Here is a 20,089-nt window from a genome sequence, read left to right on the forward strand (position 1 = left end):
GTTGTTACTGTGTGATGGGTTCAGACACAACAAAAGCCTGCGTCCGAACTCGATGATGTACTCGTCGAGTCTTCGCAGGCTGTATGACCTGTGGAAAAACAATCGCGTCGATAACGGCTGTTAAGCCCTCGCCGAGACTCATAGAGGTTATCACACAGTCCTAGGCGAGGGAAAACGCAGAAAGTACGAAAAGCTAGCTACGCCTGACCTTCAAACAGTGAGGTGACGGAGCCGTTTTCAAACACTTCGCGGATTGTTTTGGCAAGGAGTGGTGCCATGGAGAGCACGGTAAGGTTATCCCAGCCTTCTGTGGTCTGGGGGAGCGTGTCGGTGGTGATCACTTCCTTGGCGCCGCAGCCAGAGAGGCGTTCCCGGGCAGGGCCGGAGAACACGCCGTGGGTGCAGGCGATGATCACGTCGGCGGCACCAGCTTCGCGAAGTACGCCAACGGCACCGGCAATGGTTCCACCGGTGTCGATCATGTCGTCCAGCAGCACACAAGTGCGGCCAGAAACATCGCCAACCACGCGATTTGCCACAATTTCATTGGCCACGTCGACGCTACGGGTTTTGTGAACAAAGGCCAGGGGGGCGTCGCCAAGCGTGTTGGCCCACTTTTCGGCGACCTTCACGCGGCCCGCATCGGGGGAGACCACGCAGATGTTGTCCAACGGGTACTTGGACTTAATGTAGTCGGTGAGTATCGGCATGGCGTGCATGTGATCGACCGGACCGTCAAAAAAGCCCTGGATTTGGTCGGTGTGCAGGTCCACGGAGATGATGCGGTCGGCACCGGCGGTATAGAGCATGTCCGCAACTAGGCGGGCAGAGATGGGTTCGCGACCGCGGTGTTTTTTGTCTTGGCGTGCGTAGGGGTAGAACGGCAGGATTGCGGTGATGCGTTTGGCGGAGCCGCGTTTAAGTGCATCGATCATAAGCAGCTGTTCCATCAGCCATTTGTTGAGCGGCTGGGTATGTGATTGCAGAACGAAGGCATCGCAGCCACGCACTGACTCTTCAAAGCGGACGAAAATTTCGCCGTTGGCAAAGTCGCGTGCCGTCATGGGAGTTAGCTTGACTCCCAGTTCTTTGGCCACTGCCTCACCAAGTCCTGGGTGGGCGCGCCCAGAAAAAAGCATGAGATTTTTTTGATTGTCAATCCAGTGAGCAGTCATCGTGGTCTGCTTAACCTTCCTGAGTTGAGTCTGCAGTTGGAGCTGCTTGGGTAGAGTCAGCGTCGAGGGCGCGGGCTGCTGCTTCCGCTGCGGGGGTGCCGGGGCGTTTGCGCACAACCCAACCTTCAATGATGCGCTGAGGCCCCCCGGACACGACCAGTGCCCCTGGGGGTACGTCCTCCTTAATTACTGTACCTGCTCCTGAGTAAGCGCCATCACCAACTGTGACAGGGGCGATGAACATGGTGTCGGATCCGGTACGCACGTGACTGCCGATAGTGGTGTGGTGTTTGTTAACGCCGTCGTAGTTGACGAACACCGAAGACGCCCCAATATTGGATTCCTCGCCAATCGTCGCATCCCCCACATAGGTGAGGTGTGGGACTTTCGACCCACGCCCAATCTGTGCATTTTTCGTTTCCACAAAACCGCCGAGTTTGCCGTTGTCGCCCAGAACGGTTCCTGGGCGCAGATAGGTGAACGGTCCAACAGTGGCACCTGCGCCGATCTGTGAATCGGAACCGTGCGTGCGCACCACCGAGGCGCCTTCACGAACGATCATGTTCTTCAAGGTTGAGTCCGGTCCGATCTCGCAGTTGTTGGCAATCCGCGTTGTGCCTTTGAGCTGGGTGTTTGGCAGGATAATAACGTCTTGCCCTACCTCCACTTGCACATCAATCCACGTTGACGCAGGGTCCACGATGGTCGCGCCGCCGCGCATGTGCTGTTCGCAGATACGGCGATTCATTTCCGCCCCGATCATGGCTAGCTGCACGCGGTCGTTGACCCCGGCGACCAGCGCGGCGTCGTCAAGCACATGCCCGCGCACGCTGCGGTTATTGGAGCGGGCGATGCCGATCACATCCGTCAGGTAAAACTCGCCCTGGGCGTTATTGGTGTCCAGTTGGGTCACCGCCGTACGCAACAGGTCAGCGTCGAAAGCGTACACACCGGAATTAATTTCTGTAAGGGCGCGCTGGTCCTCGGTCGCGTCTTTTTCTTCCACAATGCCCATGACCTCACCGTCAGCGGTCCGCACAATGCGTCCATAACCAGTGGGCTTATCGACGTTCGTGGTCAGCACCGTCACTGCCGCGCGCGGCAAAGTGTCGTGCTCTGCGAGGAGAGCAGCCAGTGTTTCCGCGTTGAGCATGGGAATATCGGAGGTCGTCACCAACACAGTGCCACTAAAATCGTCTGGCAGTTCATTCAACCCGCAGGCAACGGCATGACCCGTGCCGTTTTGTTCTTCCTGAACTGCGGTTGCCACCTCAGTGACCCCATAGTCGCTCAGATCTTCCTGAGCAATAGCAGGAACGACCTGGTCTCGGCCGTGGCCGACCACTGCAATCAAATGCTGAGGATGCACCCCCGCCGCCGCGTGTAACGCGTGCGCCACCATGGAACGCCCCGCAACCTCATGCAACATCTTCGGGGTTGCAGATTTCATTCGCGTACCCGCGCCCGCTGCCAAAATAATGACAGCAATATCGTCAGCCATAGAACTCCGATCATAAAAACATATGTCAATGCCAGTTCCACGCTACCGGATGCCTATATATAAGGAATGTGGGTGACACCCAACAACTGGGGAGTCACCCACATTTAGAGGTGGTGAAGTGCAGAATCTTTAGCGGAATCGCTGGACGTAGAGGATGCCACCGGGCATATTGCCTTCATGCTTAGCTATGGACACGCCGATCCTAGTGATGTGTGGATCAACAATGTTCTTGCGGTGACCAGGGGAGTTCATCCACTTTTGCAGCGCATCCTGAGCATTGGGTCGACGATACTGGTTGGAGACCAGTAGGTTTTCGCCAAAATTGCCGTGAGCAGGGTGTTCGAAGCCGCCCATGCGCACCAGGTGGTCGGCCCAGCCTTTCGCGCCAACAGCTAAGTCCTCGTCCCACACGACGGGGCAGAGTCCAAGTTCGGCACGGACGCGGTTGGTTTCTTGCACAATTGCCTGTGCATCAGCCGTGGCCAATGCACCGTAATTCGGGACGATGCTATCGCTCGCGCAGGAGGTGCCGGAGTTGTTTCTGGAGTGGCCTGCATTCGTGGCGTCATTGCCAGATTGCCGGGGTTGTGCAGGTTGAGCTGGTTGAGTGGAACGAGCGGGCTGCGGTGCGGCAGCAGGGGCCTGGACTCGTGGCTGCGATCCCCGATTTGCGGTGATGCTTTGCTTATTGCGGCCAAAGAGTGAGGCGAGCATCGCAAAAATAGCAGCACCGCCGAACGATGCCAGGATCGGACCAAGTTGACCAAAATTGGGAAGTCCGGCACCTATATGACGTGCGGAATTAGGATCAATCTGCTGTACCGGCAGGCCGGGAATGGTGATGGGATTGATGGGAGCGGCCTGAGCAACGACCTGGTTGTAGTGAACCGTGTGAGGGGTTTCGGCGGAGGCGACGATGCTGTGGCCGAGCGTCATGGAAAGGCTCAGACCTGCGGCTATCAGGATGCGGGTGCGGTTGCGACGGCTAGTGCGGTGAAGCATGTCGTTCCTCCTTAATTGAAAGGCTTGCTTCATGGGGCGTTTTCGCTTCGACCAGTGTTTTTAGGATCGATCGAAAACGTAATTACATAAATTAGATTAATCATTTATGTGATAATCCTGAAAAAATACCCCCGCGAGTGAAAAGATCACACGAGTGGTGTCCAGGGATTATGTCCCTGAGCTTTGTTAATGAGAGGTATCATTACTGCAGGTGGACATAGATAAGTAGATACCTATGTGTTTTTGTGTGTTCTTCGGTAGTTAAGGGGGTAAAAAACACCCCCGAAAGCGCCCGTTTCTGCGGGATTTTCGCCCTTTTCTGTCATTGAAGAGCGCCTTTGATAAGATAATACTTAATTAAATTTAAGGATAAGGCCCCGTTTTATGTGGTGGATGATGGGGTGGCGATCGCATCTCTGCTGGTGTCATTTGACCGGCTCGATTGTTTGGATGTTGGGTCTGGCAAGGTGTCGATCTGGGCGTGTATGCGGCTGTGGGTGTGGAGTTTGCAACCAATGGACTCAATGGTCACACTTGTGGCGTGCGAGGGGGGCGATGCCTTGGCTGGACCTATAGCGAATTTGCTATGCTTGGGCGGTGGTGATTTGCGAGTGACATGTTTCCGCTGCCACTAGAAACCGCACGGGAAATCCGCGGGGTGTGAAGCATAAACGAAAAGAATATCCAACTTAATATTGTTTCTACTCTGATTGGTAGATGAATGTTTGGCATGGGAAAGATGGAACAATTGTGGGGAAGTGGCAAGCAAGGTAGGAAATGAAATCGGAAAATAAATATTGGGAGTTCACCGAAGAAGAGATGCATCATTTTGGGCATCGACTTCGCCGAATTCGAGCGTTAGTTGACTTGCCGGATCGTCGAGTGAAAAAAGGAGACATTGGGGGATGGGTTTCTGACTCTGCTGAGATTTCTGGGTTGGCGTGGGTTTATGACGAGGCGAAAGTTTATGAAAATGCGCGGATTACTGACTCTGCTGAGGTTTCTGGCTCGGCCTTGGTTTATGGATCCGCATGGGTTGCTGGTTCGGCTCGGGTTCGTGAATATGCTGGGGTTTCTGGTAAGGCTCGTATTTATGGCTCAGCCCAGGTTTATGGTTGTTCTGAAGTGCTTGATAAGGCTTGTATTTATGGCTCGGCGCAGGTTTATGGATTCGCGCGGATTTATGATAAAGCTCAAATTTATGATCAGGCGCGAGTTGCTGGCTCAGCTCGGGTTTATGGCTTAGCTCGGGTTGGCGGTACGGCTGGGGTTTATGACGGGGCTGAGATTTTCAGTTCGGCGCGGGTTGAGATGCAAACACACGTTATGACTTTGACTAGCATTGGGAGTGAAGATGCGACTGTAAATCTTGTGCGTACTGAGGATGGGCATTATCTACAAGTGGGGTGTTGGGAGGGGACTGCATATAACCTGATGGAAGAGGTGTATAGGCGCAGCGGGCGTTACGAAAAATGGTTACGTGATGAAACCGTGAAGCAGCAATGGATCGAGGAGTATCAAGCTTTGGAAATGCTCGCTATGAAGCGTGTTACTGCATGGGAAAAGGCCCGAGGCGCAGAAAATAGGGGACAGGTAGGGGGATGATGTTGCCCGGTCACACTTTGGCTCATGTGATGACAGTCCGCACGAAAACCGGGCTAATGGACAGAAAGTGTGTCCCGGTCTAGTCACTTAACCCTCATTACACCGCAGGTCACAGCAACCCACCAAAACCGCAAAAAACCCGCCAATCAGAACCAAAAGCACTGATCAGCGGGTATTTTCGTCTGCTTCCCCGCCAGGACTCGAACCTAGAAAGCTGGTACCAAAAACCAGAGTGTTGCCAATTACACCACGGGGAACCGCAAAGCATGTGTGGAAGATTCCATTGCTCGCTTCAGCTACTTTACCCTATTGCCTGCGATGCGCAATTTCAACCTGCGATCCCACGCCACCGCCTCCACGCCACCGCCTCCACGCCACCGCCTCCACGCCACCGACAACCATCACCAACAACCCCAACCCCGCTAGGCTGTTACCTATGGTGAAGCAGCGTATGACGGGTAAAGAGCGTAGGGAACAGTTGATCAGTATTGGGCGGGGTGTGTTTGCGGAGCGCGGTTTTGAGGGGACGAGTGTGGAGGAGATTGCTGCTCGGGCTGGTGTTTCTAAGCCTGTGTTGTACGAGCATTTCGGGGGTAAAGAGGGATTGTATGCCGTAGTGGTGGATCGTGAGATGTTGCGGCTGGAGGGCATTATCACGGCTGCCTTGGAAAATGGTCGTTCTCGTTTTCGCATTGAGCAAGCGGTGTTGGCGCTGCTGACGTATGTGGAGGAGCATACGGATGGTTTTCAGATTCTGGTTCGAGATGTCTCACCAGGTGGGGAACACAGTTATTCCACCATGCTGAATGAGGCGGTCGGCCAAGTGTCCCATATCCTTGAGCAGGCATTTATCCGCTCTGGCCTTGATTCCGACCATGCGGTCCTCTACGGTCAGGCGCTGGTGGGAATGGTATCAATGACGGCGCAATGGTGGCTGGATGTTCGACAGCCCTCAAAAGAGCAGGTAGCAGTGCATATTGTGAACCTGTGCTGGAATGGTTTGGCACGGATGGAGCGGGAGCCGCATTTACTTACCGCACCTGTGACGAATCCGACACCACTGGCAGCTACCCCAGATGACGGTGGTGATGTCGAGCCAGACGGGGAATGAGGGACGTCGAGAAGCCGCGCGAAAGTAGCAGTGACACGGCGCAAAAGACCAGTTCACAGCCCATAACAGTGCGTGTCTGACCCATCGTATATTGTTGGTCAGGTGTCCACCCAGAATTCCTCGCACACCACCAAACACGCCACTACACCTATGCTTGCGGGTTTGCTGAGCACCGCAGTCACCGACCCAAAGCTGACGGGGCTGCTCACGCACATTGGTGAGCCGTATCTTCACATCACAGGCATTGCGCAATCACGCCCGTGGACGGTGGCGGCAATCGCGCAGCGTGCGCCGGTGTTGTTGGTCACGGCGACGGGGCGTGAGGCGGAGGACGTGACGGCGGAGTTGCGAGCAATGATGGGGGAGAGCGTCGCGTGGTTTCCGTCGTGGGAGACCCTACCGCATGAACGTCTCAGCCCCGGTGTGGATATTGTGGGTCAGCGCGCGGAGGTGCTGCATAAACTTCCCGAGTTGAAGGTCGTGGTAGCGGCGGCCCGTGCGTTTTGTCAGCCGATTCTGTCCAGCGCACCAGGCAGGGATCCGCTTGTAGTTGAGGTGGATCGTGAGTATTCCTTTGAGGATATTACGCGTGACCTGGTGTTTCGTGGTTATAGTCACGTGGACATGGTGGGCAAGCGCGGGGAGTTTGCTACGCGTGGCGGCATCATCGACATTTTTCCCACCACGCTGGACTATCCGGTGCGCATTGAATTTTGGGGTGATGAGGTCACCGATATTCGCCAGTTTTCCGTGGCCGACCAGCGCACCATCCCTGATATTGAGGTGGCCCGCGTTGAGGTGTATCCCTGCCGTGAGCTGCTGGTCACCGATGAGGTCTCGCGGCGCGCGCAACAATTGGCGGTGCAGCACCCGGGCAATCCGACGCTGGTGGAACTGCTCACTAAGCTCGCCGATGGCACCCCCGCCGACGGCATGGAGGCACTGATACCTGCGCTTATCGACGCCCCTCTCACCCCACTGCCCGCACTGATGCCCCAGGGCACGCACGTTGTGCTGCTGGATCCCGAGAAAATCCGTACCCGCATCGCCGATCTGGAGGCCACCGACGCGGAATTCCTCGCCGCAGGTTGGGAGGCCGCCGCCATGGGCGCGAGCGGCCCCGTTGCTGCGGAGGGCTTGGACCTTTCGGCCAGCTCGTACCGGTCCTACAAGTCCCTGGAAATCTCCACAACGAAGGCAGGTAATTCCTGGTGGACGTTTGCCCCGGAGGGGATGTTTGCCGCCGACGAGACCGATACGTTGCCGCTCGCTTTCCAGCCAGCACCTGCGCCCCGCGGTGACGTCGCACAGATCGATGCCATGATGGCTGAGCTTCTGGAGCACACGCGGAAAGGCGGCCCGGTCGCCTATATTGCGCCCGGCGCGGGACCGATTAAACGTATGGTGGAGCGTTTTGCAGACAAGGGAATCCCCACTAGCGTGGCCACGCCGGGTGCTCAACCAACCGGTGGGGAAGTCACCCTTTACCAGGCGTTATCGCACGCCGGTCTGGTGTTTGACAGTAGTGGCGGCCAGCTTATCGTCATCACCGAAACAGACCTCACGGGCAACCGTGTCGGCGATATCGCGGGCGCTAAACGACGTCCTGCCAAGCGCCGTCACAAGGTCGACCCGCTGGCGCTGAAAACCGGTGATCTGGTGGTTCATGAGACACACGGCATCGGGCGATTTGTCAAGATGACGGAGCGCACCATCAACACGGGGGATGAAACCTCCCGCAGGGAATATGTGGTGCTGGAGTACGCGCCGTCGAGACGCGGCGCACCAGCGGACCAGCTGTATGTACCCATGGACAGCCTGGACATGCTGTCACGATACGTGGGTGGGGAGAAGCCAACCCTGTCGAAAATGGGCGGGTCTGACTGGAAAAACACCAAGAAGAAAGCCCGCGCAGCCGTGCGGGAAATTGCCGGTGAGCTGGTAGAACTGTACGCTAAGCGGCAAGCCGCACCGGGCCATGCTTTCGCTGCTGACTCGCCGTGGCAGCGGGAGATGGAAGACAACTTCCCTTTTGTGGAAACCGAGGACCAAATGCTGGCCATCGACGCAGTGAAAGGGGACATGGAACGCGCCGTGCCCATGGACCGCGTGATTGTCGGCGATGTGGGATACGGCAAAACCGAGGTGGCGGTGCGCGCTGCTTTTAAGGCTGTGCAGGACGGAAAACAGGTGGCGGTGTTGGTTCCTACCACGCTGTTGGCGCAGCAGCATCTGGCGACGTTTGAGCAGCGTATGGATGGTTTTCCCGTGACAATCCGGGGATTATCTCGCTTTACCTCGAATGCAGATGCGAAGAAAATTACGCAGGGGCTTGCCGATGGCACCGTGGATATTGTCATTGGGACTCACCGACTTCTGCAGACCGGTGTGCAATGGAAAAACCTTGGTCTGGTGGTGGTGGACGAGGAACAGCGTTTTGGTGTTGAACACAAGGAGCACATCAAGGCGTTGCGCACCCACGTGGATGTTCTCACCATGTCTGCGACCCCGATTCCCCGCACCCTGGAAATGTCCATGGCCGGAATCCGGGAAATGTCCACGATCCTCACGCCGCCGGAGGACCGTCACCCTGTGCTCACCTATGTGGGTGCGCAGGAGGATAAGCAAATCGCGGCGTCGATACGCAGGGAGCTGCTGCGCGACGGCCAGGTTTTTTATGTGCACAACAAGGTGGCGTCCATCGACAAACGTGCCCGTGAGCTGCGGGAACTAGTTCCGGAAGCGCGCATTGTGGTGGCGCATGGCCAGATGAGTGAGGATCTTCTTGAACAAACCGTGCAGGGGTTTTGGGCCCGCGACTATGACGTTCTTGTGTGCACCACCATCGTCGAAACTGGCCTGGACATCGCCAATGCGAACACTCTCATCGTGGAGAATGCGCACCACATGGGCTTGTCACAGCTGCACCAGCTGCGCGGACGTGTTGGACGTTCCCGCGAACGTGGCTACGCCTACTTCCTGTATCCCAAGGGCATTGAGCTTACTGAGACCTCTTACGACCGCTTAGCCACAATCGCGCAAAACAACGACCTCGGTGCCGGCATGGCTGTAGCCATGAAGGATCTGGAAATGCGCGGTGCCGGGAATGTTCTCGGTGCGGAACAATCCGGGCATATCGCCGGGGTGGGGTTCGACTTGTATGTGCGGCTCGTGGGTGAGGCAGTGGAGGCGTTCCGGTCGCTCGCCGACGGCAAAGTGGTCGATGGTGCTGATAAAGCACCCAAAGAAATACGTGTCGACCTGCCCGTTGATGCCCACATTCCTGATACCTATGTCAACTCCGAGCGCCTGCGCCTTGAGGTGTACCGCGCGCTCGCGCAATCCACCAGCGAAACGGATCTGCGGCTTACCGTCGAAGAAATGGAAGATCGCTACGGTCCCATTCCTGTGGAGGTTTCCCGCCTGCTGGCCGTCGCTCGCTTGCGGCATGTCATGCGCGCGGCGCGGCTTTCCGACGTCGGCGTGCAGGGAACCCGCATCAAAGTTCACCCTGTGGAACTTCTCGATTCCCAACAGGTGCGGCTGAAACGGCTCTTCCCGGGTGCAACATATCGCGCGGCAGCCAAAGCAATCCAGCTGCCGTTCCCCAAAGCAGGCCGTAATGTCACTGACCCGCAGCTTCGCGATGTTGACTTGGTGCAGTGGGTGGCGGATTTCATTGCCACCATGTTTGACGTCGATGGCATCGATGTGACTGGCGGCGGGGATCGTGATGCCCAGGGCGCACAGAAACGAGTGATTTCTGTCGGCGGAGCGCAGGGAAAGGGGAAACCGTCTAGAACTGCTGACAGAACGTCACGGAGGAGCCGCCGCTAGTTTCCGTACACTAAGCGGTATGCTTCACCGACAAAAGATAGATGAACAACCAGCTGAGCTTGGACCGTTTCACGTGTTGTTCTATTGGAATGAACAGCCGGATTTTCATCTGGATGCGCGCGTGGTGGCTGATGCCATAGCGCGCAGCTGCGATGTTGGGCCCATGACATGTAAGGACAAACTGATTGTTTTGGACGGCTTGGCCGCAGCCTACAACGCGCCCATGCAACCCATGCTGATGTTCAGCAGTATGTGGGAGGTAGAGGATAAAGCTGGTTTATTGTCGCCACTGGAGTCGGGGCAACTGTGGCGCATCAAAGGGCGTGAAGAAGAAGTGCTTGCCACCATGAATTACGCCATGGGCATGACGGAAATGTTCACCGCCATCATGGCTGGGGACTACCCGCTGTTGCTGAGGCTCAGCATCTATGCCGCCGCTATCCACGCTATGGTGTCCACCTACAGTCCCGATGTTGTGCACGTGCTGCACTGCGGTGATCTTTACGACGCCGCAGAGCTTCTTCGCTCCATGGATGAGAGTAGGTTCTCGCCACTGAACCTTGCGTGCACTGTTCGGGCGTTTAACATTGCGGGATCCGAGCAGGATGAGTTTGTTATGGATTCTTTGGGGCTGTTTTTGTTCGGACTTCCCGATGTGCAGGTGCACGCCCACAGTGTGGATCGTGGCGAGGTGGAATCAGATATCTGGCCGCTTGCTCACTACCTTTTGGACAGTGGCGACGTGATTCAGAATGGGGATACGGTGTGCGAGCACCACTACCGCTGTCAGCACGAAAATGCCCTGATAGGGCCGCCGAGGGAAGTCCTTGATATTAATATTGGTGCCTACGCGGCGGGTAACCGCGCGGCACCGACGGAGGATCCAGGGGCGTAGCCTGCTAGAAGCTGAAGTGCACCAGCTCCCGGTGCTCTAAGTCCCGTTCAGGGGAGATGCCGGTCCACTTGTGGATGTAGTTCCACACAAGTTCGCTACGTTCCTCGTAGTCGTCGGTGAACACGGCATCGCCATGTTGTTCCACAACGTTGCCCATGGCCAGGACGGATTTGCCGACCACGGAGCCGTCACGGCTGAGCTGGCCGTAGTAGGTGTTGGACACGTCAGAGACGAGGAATGAGAACATGTCGCCGTCGGAGCTGGGTGTGAGCGAGAGGATGCTGTCCATGCCAACGAGTCCGAGCGTGCCGGATTCCGTGTGTAGGACGTCAACACTTTGAAGATCGTGGAATGCGGAGGCCGCGTCCTCAAAGGACGCGGTGCCATCAGCGGTGATGGCATGTCCGACGATGGCAGCCAGGTCGCCATCGGAGAGGCGGCGGTTGCATACAAAGCCTGCGAAGTTAAGTCCCATGAGGGAAAGCTCCTTATAGAAGATTAGCTTCTTACTTTTTGCTAACTACTATAAGCACTATTTGATGGGGTGCCGTTGATTTTTGGCACTCCTCGCGGGCGTGTCTTTGCGGCATATCTCACTATTGAGGTGGTTGTGTAACCTCAAAAAGGCCACGCCCCCACCAGTCGTCGTCGCTTTTAATCCCAGGTGAGTAGGTAAAAATGACGGAGGATTCGTAGCGCACGTACCCGTTCATTGTGTCGTGCCGAGAAAACTTCGATCGAATCGGAATGAAAATATCCTCTGAGGACTTCACACGCTCAAAGCCATCCGTGCCGTCAATGAAGTTGTGTGGCGTGATGTGAGAGTGCATACCGTATTAACGCCCGAACATAAGGCTGATCAGAAGCATTGCTGGGAGTGCTGCAAAGGTTGTCACTAGAACGGTATCGCGGGCAATGACAGTGCCTTTTTGGTAGGTAGCGGCGTAATTGTAAATGTTCTGCGCGGTGGGTAATGCTGCGAGGATTGCGGCAACGTAGAGCAACTCGCCGTCAAGATGGAACACAAAAGCGCCAATGGCTACAGCAAATGCTGGCATTCCTAACACCTTGAGTATCGATGCCGTAAGTACACCAACGCGTTGTTCGGGAGTATCCAGCACACGGCTGGAATGAAGCGACGCGCCAAAACTGATCAAAATCATAGGAATAGAGGCTCCGCCAAGAATTTCCAAAGGCCTCAGCACTGCGTCTGGAAGGTTCACATGTAGCAGGCTCACCACCATTCCCACGAGTGCCCCCAGCACCATGGGGCTCAGCAAAGATCCGCGAATAATGTGGGCTACTTTATGCCGATTGCCATCCCCTGTAGCTGCTGCCAATATCGCGAGAATAATGGGTGTGAACAGTGCCATTTGAAACAACAGAATCGGTGCAACATAGCTGCCATTTCCCAGGACGTACATGCCCACAGGTAACCCAATGTTGTTGGAGTTGACGTACGCGGATGAGGCTGCGGCGATGCAGGTGGTCGCGGCGTCGTGACGGAAAAAGATCCGGGACACCGCAACGTAGACTCCTGCGGTGGCAATGGCCGAGAGGGCTGCCACGGCCACCACAGGCGACAGCAGCGTTTCGACATCAGCCTTGCTCACCACCATAAAAACCAGGGCGGGGGTCGCGGAGTAGAATGCGATGCGGTTGAGCACCAGGCGTTCGGATCCGCTGGCAATGATCCCCGTCTTCGCCAGGATGTAGCCAACCAGAACGATGCTGAAAATAATGGCAAAACCGATGATGACTCCGGTCACAGCATGGCCTCCTTTAGTGCTTAACGACGCCCCGAGAGGCTGTTCGGGCTCAAGACAGGCTCAGTACTCCAGTACTTAACCCGTAAATGGCGCACACGCCACCGAGCGCGACCAACGCTACAACGCACCATTCAAAGGAGTTAAATATTCTGTTTCCGGTGCGGAGGCGAGTCCAGACGTAGGGGACCATTCCGGGGATCACCAATAGTGCGCCGAACAGCAGATATGTGACGTCTGCGGCGTAGAACAGCCACAGCGAATAAATCGTAGCTATGGCCGCGACGGCCTCGTGCCTGCGGTTTACCTGCGAGGAAACCTCAGGGCCGGAGTCGTCGAAATGCGTGCCAGCACCAGGGTGTGCGATGCCGCGCCCACGAATGGTGAGGAGCAGCAGGTAAAACGAGGTGAAAAAGTAGGGCAGCATGTACATCATCGTGGCCAGCTGCACCATGGAGTTATAGGTGGTTTCGTTGAGGAAGAAGACAATGACAAGGATCTGGATGACAATTGTGGATACCAGCTGCGCATAGAATGGTGCGCCGGCTTTGTTGGTGCGTCCCAGCTGCTGGGGGAGCAGGCCGTCCAAGGCCATTAGGGTGATGGGTTCAGCGCAGAGCATCTGCCACGATACGTATGCGCCGAGCACCGAAAGGCACAGACCAATAGAGATAAAGGCACCGCCCCACGGTCCCACTACTGCTTCCAGGACACTGGCCATGGAGTTATCGGGCAGACCTGCCAGTTCTTCCTGACTCAACGCACCATAGGACAGGGTGGCCACGGTGACGAGCAGGACGAGCACGGTGGTAAAACCGATCACGGTGGCCCGGCCGACGTCGCGACGCGTGCGGGCTTGCTTTGAATACACGCTGGCCCCTTCCACACCGATGAAGGCCCAGACGGTAAACACCATGAATCCTTTCACCTGCTCGATCACCGACACGTTGGAGGAGTGCGACCAGAAATCCATCGTGAACCTATCCCAGCTGAACCCCAGAAACGCGGTGAGCAGCACGAAAGCAAGAATGGGGAGAATCTTGGCCACGGTGGTCACCAGGTTGAGAAACGCCGCCTGGCGGATTCCTCGGGTCAGGCCGAAGAAAATGAGCCAAGTCAGAAGTGATACCGCCATCGCCGAGGCCCAGCGGTTTTCCGCAGAAAAGAGTGGGAGGTAATGCCCCAAGGTGGAAAAGAATAAGGTTGCATATCCAACCTGCGCGATAACACTGCCCATCCAGTAGCCCCATGCCGACGCGAAACCCACGAAGTCACCCAGCCCTGCGCGTACATAGGAGTAGACACCGGAGTCGAGGTGTGGCTTTCGGCTTGCCAGGATCTGGAACACGAAGGCGACGGAGAGCATACCCACGCCAGCGATGGACCAGCCGATAAGCATTGCGCCTGGACCAGCCACTGATGCCGCGTTTTGGGGTAGTGCGAAAATTCCGGTACCAATTGTGGAGCCGATGATGAGCGACACTAAGGTCCAAATGCGGACGTTATGGGTCTTTTTCGTTGTGTCTGGGTGAGATGAGGTCACGCTGTCACATTAGTTGGTAAAAGGGGTTTTTAATAGCACTCCCAGACAAACACGTTAAACTTTGGGCATGTCTGTTCTGCTTCTAGACCCACGACAGCCCACGTTGATACCACTTGAATTAGTTGTCCACCTCCGGGGTAGCGTGGAATATACCGAGGAGGTGCCCATCCGTGTGCGCTGGGCAATTGCTGATCTAGGAGCAGATGTTGTGGACGGCGCGCCGGTGCTGGTGAGTACCGAGCGGCGTTCTGATGAGGTGCAGAACCGGCTTGCTGCAGGTGAGGAGCTCATTGAGCTGTCCTCGTATTTTATTAGTGACGAGTCCCCCCAGATTGAGGTTGAGTCAACAAACCGGAGCAGCATCGAGGAGGCAATTCGCGTGATTCGGGACGCTGTGCGCCTCGGACAGTGGGAAAGTGAGCAAACTCACCGTACGTTGTTGCCTTTCCTTCGGGAGGAATTGGAGGAGTATGCGGAGGCTGTCGACGAGTGGGAAGCGAATGAGCTCGGTGCAGAGGATCAGCTCAAACTCGAATTATCAGATTTGCTTCTCCAGGTGCTCTTTCATGCGCAGGTAGCGCAGAATCGCGGCTCCTTTAATATTTATGATGTTGCGCAGGCGTTTGTGGACAAGATGCGTTCTCGCCAACCGTATCTTTTTGATGGTTCGGTGGGTGTTGTCCCGGTGGATGAGCAAAAGCGTTTGTGGCAGGAAGGGAAAGAGCAGGAAAAGGTGGAGCAGCAAGAGCGTACCTCTGAGTTGCAGCGCAACTTCTCTGGCGGAGGTGGAGCCGCAGAACCGGAGGAGTAGCTGCTTGAGGTCGCATCAACAGTCGCTGCCTGTAGGAAAAAGTAGTATCGTTCGCTGTGGGTTTCTGCTGTACTGCAGCCGTACTACAGTGGTGGAATGCTCTGGTTGGTGCGCACAGTCACCGAGATAGCTGCCAAGTAATACTCACTGAAATATTTCTAGGGAAGGCTGGGCTGGGATAGTCGTGCGGCGTGTTGTAGGTTGTGGCCTGGCTTCGGTTTTAGCGATTGTGCTTGTGATCACTGTGGTGGGGTGGTTGCTATCCACACTTGATGTTTCGAATCCGACGCGGACTTTGCAGCCCGTTCCGCAGGACGTTCCGCCTGCGGCGGGTGCCGCAGTGCCGGATATTAATATCAACGAATCGGGTCGCACGTCGTTGAAGCTTGCGTTTTGGGCGGATCCGATTGCAGAGAAGACGGGTATCCCCTCTGATGCGTTGAAGGCATATGGAAACGCCGCCTTGATCGCTCAGGAGAGCTGGCCGAGCTGCCATGTTACATGGAACACACTTGCTGGTATTGGGCATGTAGAGACGCGCCACGGTACCTACTCGGGAAAACTTTTCGGGGGTAGCAAGATCGACGCGAACGGATTTATCGATCCGCCCATTATTGGGGTTCAGCTCAACGGGTCGCCCGGGTTTGCCGAAATCAAGGACACCGATCACGGTGCCCTTGATGGTGATTCCGAATTTGACCGCGCCGTAGGGCCGATGCAGTTTATCCCAGGTTCATGGGGCATTTATGGGCGTGACGCGGATGGTGATGGCACCGCTAACCCAAACCAGATTGACGATGCCGCTCTCTCTGCTGCGAACTTGTTGTGCGCGCATAACAGGGATTTGTCCACCCCCGAGGGGTGGACGGAGGCTATCCGTTCCTACAACTCGTCGTCGGAGTATCTGGTGAATGTGCGCAACGCTGCGGCATCGTATGCACTGGAGCAACCCGCTGGGTAAACCGAGTGGTTTTACTAACTTTTTCTGCCTCACACTCGTAAGCCGAGGCATTCCGTGCCACAATTGAATCTAGGCGTGACGCACGACAAATGTTTGAATGTTTTTGATCGGGCTTTTGATCGGGCACAAGTTCACACAGTCGTCGGGCCGTTGCGCAAAGGAAGATTCAACAAATCCTTCAATTGGCTAGGAGGCCACTGTGGCTGGAATTATGCACGTTTTCGCTCGCGAGATTTTGGACTCCCGCGGCAACCCCACTGTCGAGTGTGAAGTATTCCTTGATGACGGTTCCCACGGTGCAGCAGGCGTCCCCTCCGGTGCGTCCACTGGTGTGCATGAGGCCCACGAACTGCGCGACGGCGGTGACCGCTACCTGGGTAAGGGCGTGCTGCAGGCCGTTGAGAACGTCAACGAAGAGATCGCTGACGCACTGCGCGGCATCGAAGCCGACGACCAGCGCCTCGTTGACCAGACCATGATCGATCTGGATGGAACCCCGAACAAGGCACGCCTGGGCGCCAACGCCATTCTCGGTGCCTCCATTGCGGTGGCCAAGGCAGCCGCTGATTCGGCTGGCCTGGAACTGTTCCGCTACGTTGGTGGCCCGAACGCCCACGTCCTGCCAGTGCCGATGATGAACATTGTTAACGGTGGCGCTCACGCCGACTCCGGTGTGGACGTTCAGGAATTCATGATTGCCCCCATCGGTGCGGAATCCTTCGCTGAAGCACTACGCATCGGTGCCGAGGTCTACCACGCTTTGAAGAGCGTTATCAAGGAAAAGGGCCTGTCTACCGGCCTGGGTGACGAGGGCGGTTTCGCTCCCTCCGTTGGCTCCACCAAGGAAGCACTGGATCTCATCGTGGAGGCCATTAAGAAGGCTGGCTACGAACCCGGCAAGGATGTCGCCCTCGCCCTTGACGTCGCATCCTCCGAGTTCTACAAGGACGGCAAGTACCACTTCGAAGGCGGCGAGCACACCGCTGAGGAAATGTCCAAGGTGTACGAGGACCTGATTGCCAACTACCCAATCGTCTCCATCGAAGATCCGCTGCAGGAAGACGACTGGGAGGGCTACACCGCCCTCACCGCCGCCATTGGCGACAAAGTGCAGATCGTCGGCGACGACTTCTTCGTCACCAACCCCGCCCGCCTGCGTGAAGGCATTGAGAAGAAGGCCGCCAACGCCCTGCTGGTGAAGGTTAACCAGATCGGTACCCTCACCGAAACCTTCGACGCCGTTGAGCTGGCCCATCGCAACGGCTACCGCACCATGATGTCCCACCGCTCCGGCGAAACCGAGGACACCACCATCGCTGACCTCGCCGTTGCACTCAACTGTGGCCAGATCAAGACCGGTGCCCCCGCCCGCTCCGAGCGCGTGGCCAAGTACAACCAGCTGCTGCGCATCGAGCAGACCCTCGGTGCCGCCGCCAAGTACGCCGGCCGCGACGCTTTCCCGCGTTTCCAGGGCTAAACACTAACCACTGAAGCCGACCCGCCGAACCCGGTAAGGTCGGCTTCTCTGCTTCTTGCCGGCGCGCTTATCGACGCCCTCGCCTCCCGCACGCTAGTATCAAGAAACTATGAAGGATGCAGGAAAAAAGCGGAATCGAGTCGTCCCTGTAGCACGCCGACGCACAGATGCTTCCGCACGTGGACCCAGGCCCGGGGCCGCTATTCCGCGAACCGCGCCCTTCAGTGCAGCCCAAACCCTCACCCTGGTGATCGTCCTTGTTCTGCTCCTCCTTGGCATTGCTTTGCCCCTGCGCAACTACTTCCAGCAGCGCAGCGACATTGCCCAGACCCAATCGGATATTGCCAGCAAGGAAAAACGAAAAGAAGAACTTCTTGCTGAACTGGATAAATACAACTCCAAAGCTTACGTCGAAGAGCAAGCCCGTAACCGCTTGAACGTGGTCAAAGAAGGCGAAACTGCATTCCGTATCGTTGACCCCGCCATGGACAGTGATTCCAGTGTCACCTCCGCAGAGGGGGAGGCCCAACCCGAATCAGATGCCTGGTACACCACGGTGTGGCGCTCCATCGCCGACTCTGATGCGGACCTGAAGCTCGGGGGCGTCGACAAGCAGCAGGAGGAACAACAGCCTGAACAGAGCACCCAACTGCCAATTGAACCAACCCAAGCGCCCTAATATGATGTGTGGCTATGACAGTTACCGCAGCCGACCTTGACGCTGTAGCCACGCAACTGGGTCGCACCCCACGTGGAGTGCTCGACATATCCTACCGGTGTCCAGATGGCGCGCCGGGTGTGGTAAAAACCGCCCCGAAGCTGGACGACGGAACGCCATTCCCTACACTGTATTATCTCACCGACCCCCGACTCACCTCCGAGGCATCGCGGTTGGAGGTTGCGCACGTGATGAAGTGGATGACCGCGCGCCTAGAAACCGATGCTGAACTTCGAGCCGACTATCAGCGTGCCCACGAATATTTCCTGGCCAAACGCAACGCCATTGAAGACCTCGGAACCGACTTTTCCGGCGGCGGGATGCCTGATCGCGTGAAATGCCTGCACGTTCTCATCGCCTATGCGTTGGCGGAAGGGCCGCAGCATTTTCGGCTAGGGACCGAAGCCGTGGCCATGGCGGCTGATCATGCTGGGCTGCGTGGCACCGCCGTGCCCGATGACTGGCCCACCTGCGCCGATCTGAGCATCAACCTGGAGGACTTTGACTTCACCCACGCTGAGGTCGGGCGATGACCCGGCTCGCCGCCGTCGATTGCGGAACAAACTCGATTCGCCTGCTCATTTGCGATTCCACCGATGGAAAAATCAAAGAAATCCACCGCACTATGGAGATCGTGCGCCTAGGTGAAGGCGTGGACGAGACGGGTCACTTCTCGGACGCTGCCCTCGCGCGCACCGCCAATGCGCTCGAAGGCTACGCCACCATCATGGACATTGAGCGTGTGAACAAGGTACGCATGGTGGCCACCTCGGCGTCGCGAGACGCCGCCAACAAAGATGAGTTTTTCGCTATGACCGCCGAACTACTAGGGCGCGTGGTCCCGGGAGCGCAGGCGGAAATCATCAGTGGTGAGGAGGAAGCGGCGCTTTCCTTCAAAGGTGCCGTCGCTGATCTTCCCCCAGAGGACGGGCCGTTCTGTGTGGTCGACCTCGGGGGAGGCTCCACCGAGTTTGTGGTGGGTTCCCACGGCGGCCCGATCAGTGGCAGTTACTCCGCGCAGATGGGATGCGTCCGGCTCAGTGAACGCATCATGCGTTCCAACCCGGCCACTGCGGAGGAAGTCACTCAGGCCGACGCCTATGTGGCGGAGCAGCTTGCTCGTGTGCGTGCCGACGTCCCGATCGGTTCGACCCGCACGCTCGTGGGCTGCGCCGGTACTTTTACCACGCTATCCGCCCTTGCTCAGGGCTTGGAAACCTACGACTCCCACGCCATCCACGGATCTGTCCTGCGTTTCGACGCTCTCCGTGTACTTACCGCGCAGCTGATCCGGGAATCCTCGGAGCAACTCTCTATCAACCCAGTCATCCACCCAGGTCGCGCTGACGTGATCGCAGGTGGGGCAGTGGTGGTCAACGGCATTATGGCCCTGCTCGCCGAGGAAGCCGATGTGCATACGATGACCATTTCGGAAAAAGACATCCTCGACGGGATCATCGCTGAACTCGCCGGGGAGTAGGTTGGGCGGGGCTACCGGCTCGATTCCATATCACCGCGCATGATGGTTTAGAATCATGAGCGCGCCCCTATAGCCCAATTGGCAGAGGCAGCGGACTTAAAATCCGCCCAGTGTCGGTTCGAGTCCGACTGGGGGCACCAAGAAAATGCAGTTTGAGTTTTGCAAAGTGTGCTTATGCTCAAGCGTAAAACTGGAGTGTTTTGCGAC

17 protein-coding genes and 2 tRNA genes are annotated in these 20,089 nt (G+C 56.9%); 11 read left to right on the plus strand and 8 right to left on the minus strand.

Annotated features, from left to right (window positions below):
* Nucleotides 1–197: 197 nt before the first annotated feature.
* The 3 genes from CDUR_RS04260 to CDUR_RS04270 all read right to left on the minus strand — a co-directional run bounded on the left by CDUR_RS04260 (nt 198) and on the right by CDUR_RS04270 (nt 3,678).
* On the minus strand, nt 198–1,175 hold the full coding sequence (locus CDUR_RS04260) for a ribose-phosphate diphosphokinase (protein ID WP_006061738.1): 978 nt from the start codon (nt 1,173–1,175) through the stop codon (nt 198–200).
* Nucleotides 1,176–1,185: 10 nt separating this feature from the next.
* On the minus strand, nt 1,186–2,676 hold the full coding sequence (gene glmU, locus CDUR_RS04265; RefSeq protein WP_006061739.1) for a bifunctional UDP-N-acetylglucosamine diphosphorylase/glucosamine-1-phosphate N-acetyltransferase GlmU: 1,491 nt from the start codon (nt 2,674–2,676) through the stop codon (nt 1,186–1,188).
* 129 nt (nt 2,677–2,805) lie between these two features.
* Entirely contained in the window at nt 2,806–3,678 is an 873-nt protein-coding gene (locus CDUR_RS04270) for a CAP domain-containing protein (protein ID WP_179417266.1), read from the minus strand.
* Between the two features lie 777 nt (nt 3,679–4,455).
* Between CDUR_RS04270 and CDUR_RS04275 the strand changes: the two genes are divergently transcribed.
* Nucleotides 4,456–5,283: a hypothetical protein gene (locus CDUR_RS04275; RefSeq protein WP_179417267.1), complete on the plus strand. Its 828-nt coding sequence runs from the start codon at nt 4,456–4,458 to the stop codon at nt 5,281–5,283.
* 185 nt (nt 5,284–5,468) lie between these two features.
* On the opposite strand, the gene CDUR_RS04280 is transcribed toward CDUR_RS04275, so the two are convergent.
* A tRNA-Gln gene (locus CDUR_RS04280) sits at nt 5,469–5,540 on the minus strand.
* 179 nt (nt 5,541–5,719) lie between these two features.
* On the opposite strand from CDUR_RS04280, the gene CDUR_RS04285 reads away from it, so the two are divergent.
* The 3 genes from CDUR_RS04285 (at nt 5,720) to CDUR_RS04295 (ending at nt 11,126) form a co-directional block, all read left to right on the plus strand.
* Nucleotides 5,720–6,394, plus strand: a complete 675-nt coding sequence (locus CDUR_RS04285) for a TetR/AcrR family transcriptional regulator (protein ID WP_179417268.1) — start codon at nt 5,720–5,722, stop codon at nt 6,392–6,394.
* A 150-nt stretch (nt 6,395–6,544) separates the two neighbouring features.
* Entirely contained in the window at nt 6,545–10,231 is a 3,687-nt protein-coding gene (mfd, locus tag CDUR_RS04290) for a transcription-repair coupling factor (protein WP_179419020.1), read from the plus strand.
* A gap of 19 nt (nt 10,232–10,250) precedes the next feature.
* Nucleotides 10,251–11,126, plus strand: coding sequence for a DUF4261 domain-containing protein (locus CDUR_RS04295; protein ID WP_179417269.1), 876 nt, complete (start codon nt 10,251–10,253; stop codon nt 11,124–11,126).
* Nucleotides 11,127–11,130: 4 nt separating this feature from the next.
* Here the strand turns inward: CDUR_RS04295 and CDUR_RS04300 are convergent, their stop codons facing one another.
* The 4 genes from CDUR_RS04300 to CDUR_RS04315 form a co-directional block, all read right to left on the minus strand.
* Nucleotides 11,131–11,601 carry a hypothetical protein gene (locus CDUR_RS04300; protein ID WP_006061747.1) on the minus strand — a complete coding sequence of 157 codons (471 nt, stop codon included), beginning with the start codon at nt 11,599–11,601 and terminating at the stop codon, nt 11,131–11,133.
* 121 nt (nt 11,602–11,722) lie between these two features.
* Nucleotides 11,723–11,956, minus strand: a complete 234-nt coding sequence (locus tag CDUR_RS04305; RefSeq protein ID WP_179417270.1) for a hypothetical protein — start codon at nt 11,954–11,956, stop codon at nt 11,723–11,725.
* Between the two features lie 6 nt (nt 11,957–11,962).
* On the minus strand, nt 11,963–12,895 hold the full coding sequence (locus CDUR_RS04310) for an AEC family transporter (protein WP_179417271.1): 933 nt from the start codon (nt 12,893–12,895) through the stop codon (nt 11,963–11,965).
* 49 nt (nt 12,896–12,944) lie between these two features.
* Nucleotides 12,945–14,435 carry an amino acid permease gene (locus CDUR_RS04315; protein ID WP_179417272.1) on the minus strand — a complete coding sequence of 497 codons (1,491 nt, stop codon included), beginning with the start codon at nt 14,433–14,435 and terminating at the stop codon, nt 12,945–12,947.
* 67 nt (nt 14,436–14,502) lie between these two features.
* On the opposite strand from CDUR_RS04315, the gene CDUR_RS04320 reads away from it, so the two are divergent.
* The 7 genes from CDUR_RS04320 (at nt 14,503) to CDUR_RS04350 (ending at nt 20,022) form a co-directional block, all read left to right on the plus strand.
* Nucleotides 14,503–15,246 carry a MazG nucleotide pyrophosphohydrolase domain-containing protein gene (locus CDUR_RS04320; RefSeq protein ID WP_179417273.1) on the plus strand — a complete coding sequence of 248 codons (744 nt, stop codon included), beginning with the start codon at nt 14,503–14,505 and terminating at the stop codon, nt 15,244–15,246.
* A gap of 184 nt (nt 15,247–15,430) precedes the next feature.
* Complete coding sequence (locus tag CDUR_RS04325) at nt 15,431–16,207, plus strand: lytic transglycosylase domain-containing protein (protein WP_040358540.1); 777 nt, start codon at nt 15,431–15,433, stop codon at nt 16,205–16,207.
* Nucleotides 16,208–16,406: 199 nt separating this feature from the next.
* Entirely contained in the window at nt 16,407–17,684 is a 1,278-nt protein-coding gene (gene eno / locus CDUR_RS04330; protein ID WP_179417274.1) for a phosphopyruvate hydratase, read from the plus strand.
* 109 nt (nt 17,685–17,793) lie between these two features.
* Nucleotides 17,794–18,363, plus strand: a complete 570-nt coding sequence (locus CDUR_RS04335; RefSeq protein ID WP_179417275.1) for a septum formation initiator family protein — start codon at nt 17,794–17,796, stop codon at nt 18,361–18,363.
* 14 nt (nt 18,364–18,377) lie between these two features.
* Nucleotides 18,378–18,935 (plus strand): DUF501 domain-containing protein, encoded by a 558-nt coding sequence (locus CDUR_RS04340; protein WP_006061756.1) that lies wholly within the window; start codon nt 18,378–18,380, stop codon nt 18,933–18,935.
* The gene (locus tag CDUR_RS04345) at nt 18,932–19,882 is read left to right on the plus strand and encodes a Ppx/GppA phosphatase family protein (protein WP_006061757.1); all 951 of its coding nucleotides are present in this window, start codon (nt 18,932–18,934) and stop codon (nt 19,880–19,882) included. Before CDUR_RS04340 ends, CDUR_RS04345 begins: the two co-directional genes overlap by 4 nt.
* 63 nt (nt 19,883–19,945) lie before the next feature.
* Nucleotides 19,946–20,022, plus strand: a tRNA-Leu gene (locus tag CDUR_RS04350).
* Nucleotides 20,023–20,089: the final 67 nt, after the last annotated feature.

This window comes from Corynebacterium durum (assembly GCF_030408675.1).
Classification (GTDB): domain Bacteria; phylum Actinomycetota; class Actinomycetes; order Mycobacteriales; family Mycobacteriaceae; genus Corynebacterium; species Corynebacterium durum.

What these genes read in the sequence shown, in the direction of transcription:
- CDUR_RS04260 (WP_006061738.1), bottom strand. Translation starts at nt 1,175, where the DNA reads ATGACTGCTCACTGGATTGACAATCAAAAAAATCTCATGCTTTTTTCT.
- glmU (WP_006061739.1), bottom strand. Translation starts at nt 2,676, where the DNA reads ATGGCTGACGATATTGCTGTCATTATTTTGGCAGCGGGCGCGGGTACG.
- CDUR_RS04270 (WP_179417266.1), bottom strand. Translation starts at nt 3,678, where the DNA reads ATGCTTCACCGCACTAGCCGTCGCAACCGCACCCGCATCCTGATAGCC.
- CDUR_RS04275 (WP_179417267.1), top strand. Translation starts at nt 4,456, where the DNA reads ATGAAATCGGAAAATAAATATTGGGAGTTCACCGAAGAAGAGATGCAT.
- CDUR_RS04285 (WP_179417268.1), top strand. Translation starts at nt 5,720, where the DNA reads ATGGTGAAGCAGCGTATGACGGGTAAAGAGCGTAGGGAACAGTTGATC.
- mfd (WP_179419020.1), top strand. Translation starts at nt 6,545, where the DNA reads ATGCTTGCGGGTTTGCTGAGCACCGCAGTCACCGACCCAAAGCTGACG.
- CDUR_RS04295 (WP_179417269.1), top strand. Translation starts at nt 10,251, where the DNA reads ATGCTTCACCGACAAAAGATAGATGAACAACCAGCTGAGCTTGGACCG.
- CDUR_RS04300 (WP_006061747.1), bottom strand. Translation starts at nt 11,601, where the DNA reads ATGGGACTTAACTTCGCAGGCTTTGTATGCAACCGCCGCCTCTCCGAT.
- CDUR_RS04305 (WP_179417270.1), bottom strand. Translation starts at nt 11,956, where the DNA reads ATGCACTCTCACATCACGCCACACAACTTCATTGACGGCACGGATGGC.
- CDUR_RS04320 (WP_179417273.1), top strand. Translation starts at nt 14,503, where the DNA reads ATGTCTGTTCTGCTTCTAGACCCACGACAGCCCACGTTGATACCACTT.
- CDUR_RS04335 (WP_179417275.1), top strand. Translation starts at nt 17,794, where the DNA reads ATGAAGGATGCAGGAAAAAAGCGGAATCGAGTCGTCCCTGTAGCACGC.
- CDUR_RS04340 (WP_006061756.1), top strand. Translation starts at nt 18,378, where the DNA reads ATGACAGTTACCGCAGCCGACCTTGACGCTGTAGCCACGCAACTGGGT.
- CDUR_RS04345 (WP_006061757.1), top strand. Translation starts at nt 18,932, where the DNA reads ATGACCCGGCTCGCCGCCGTCGATTGCGGAACAAACTCGATTCGCCTG.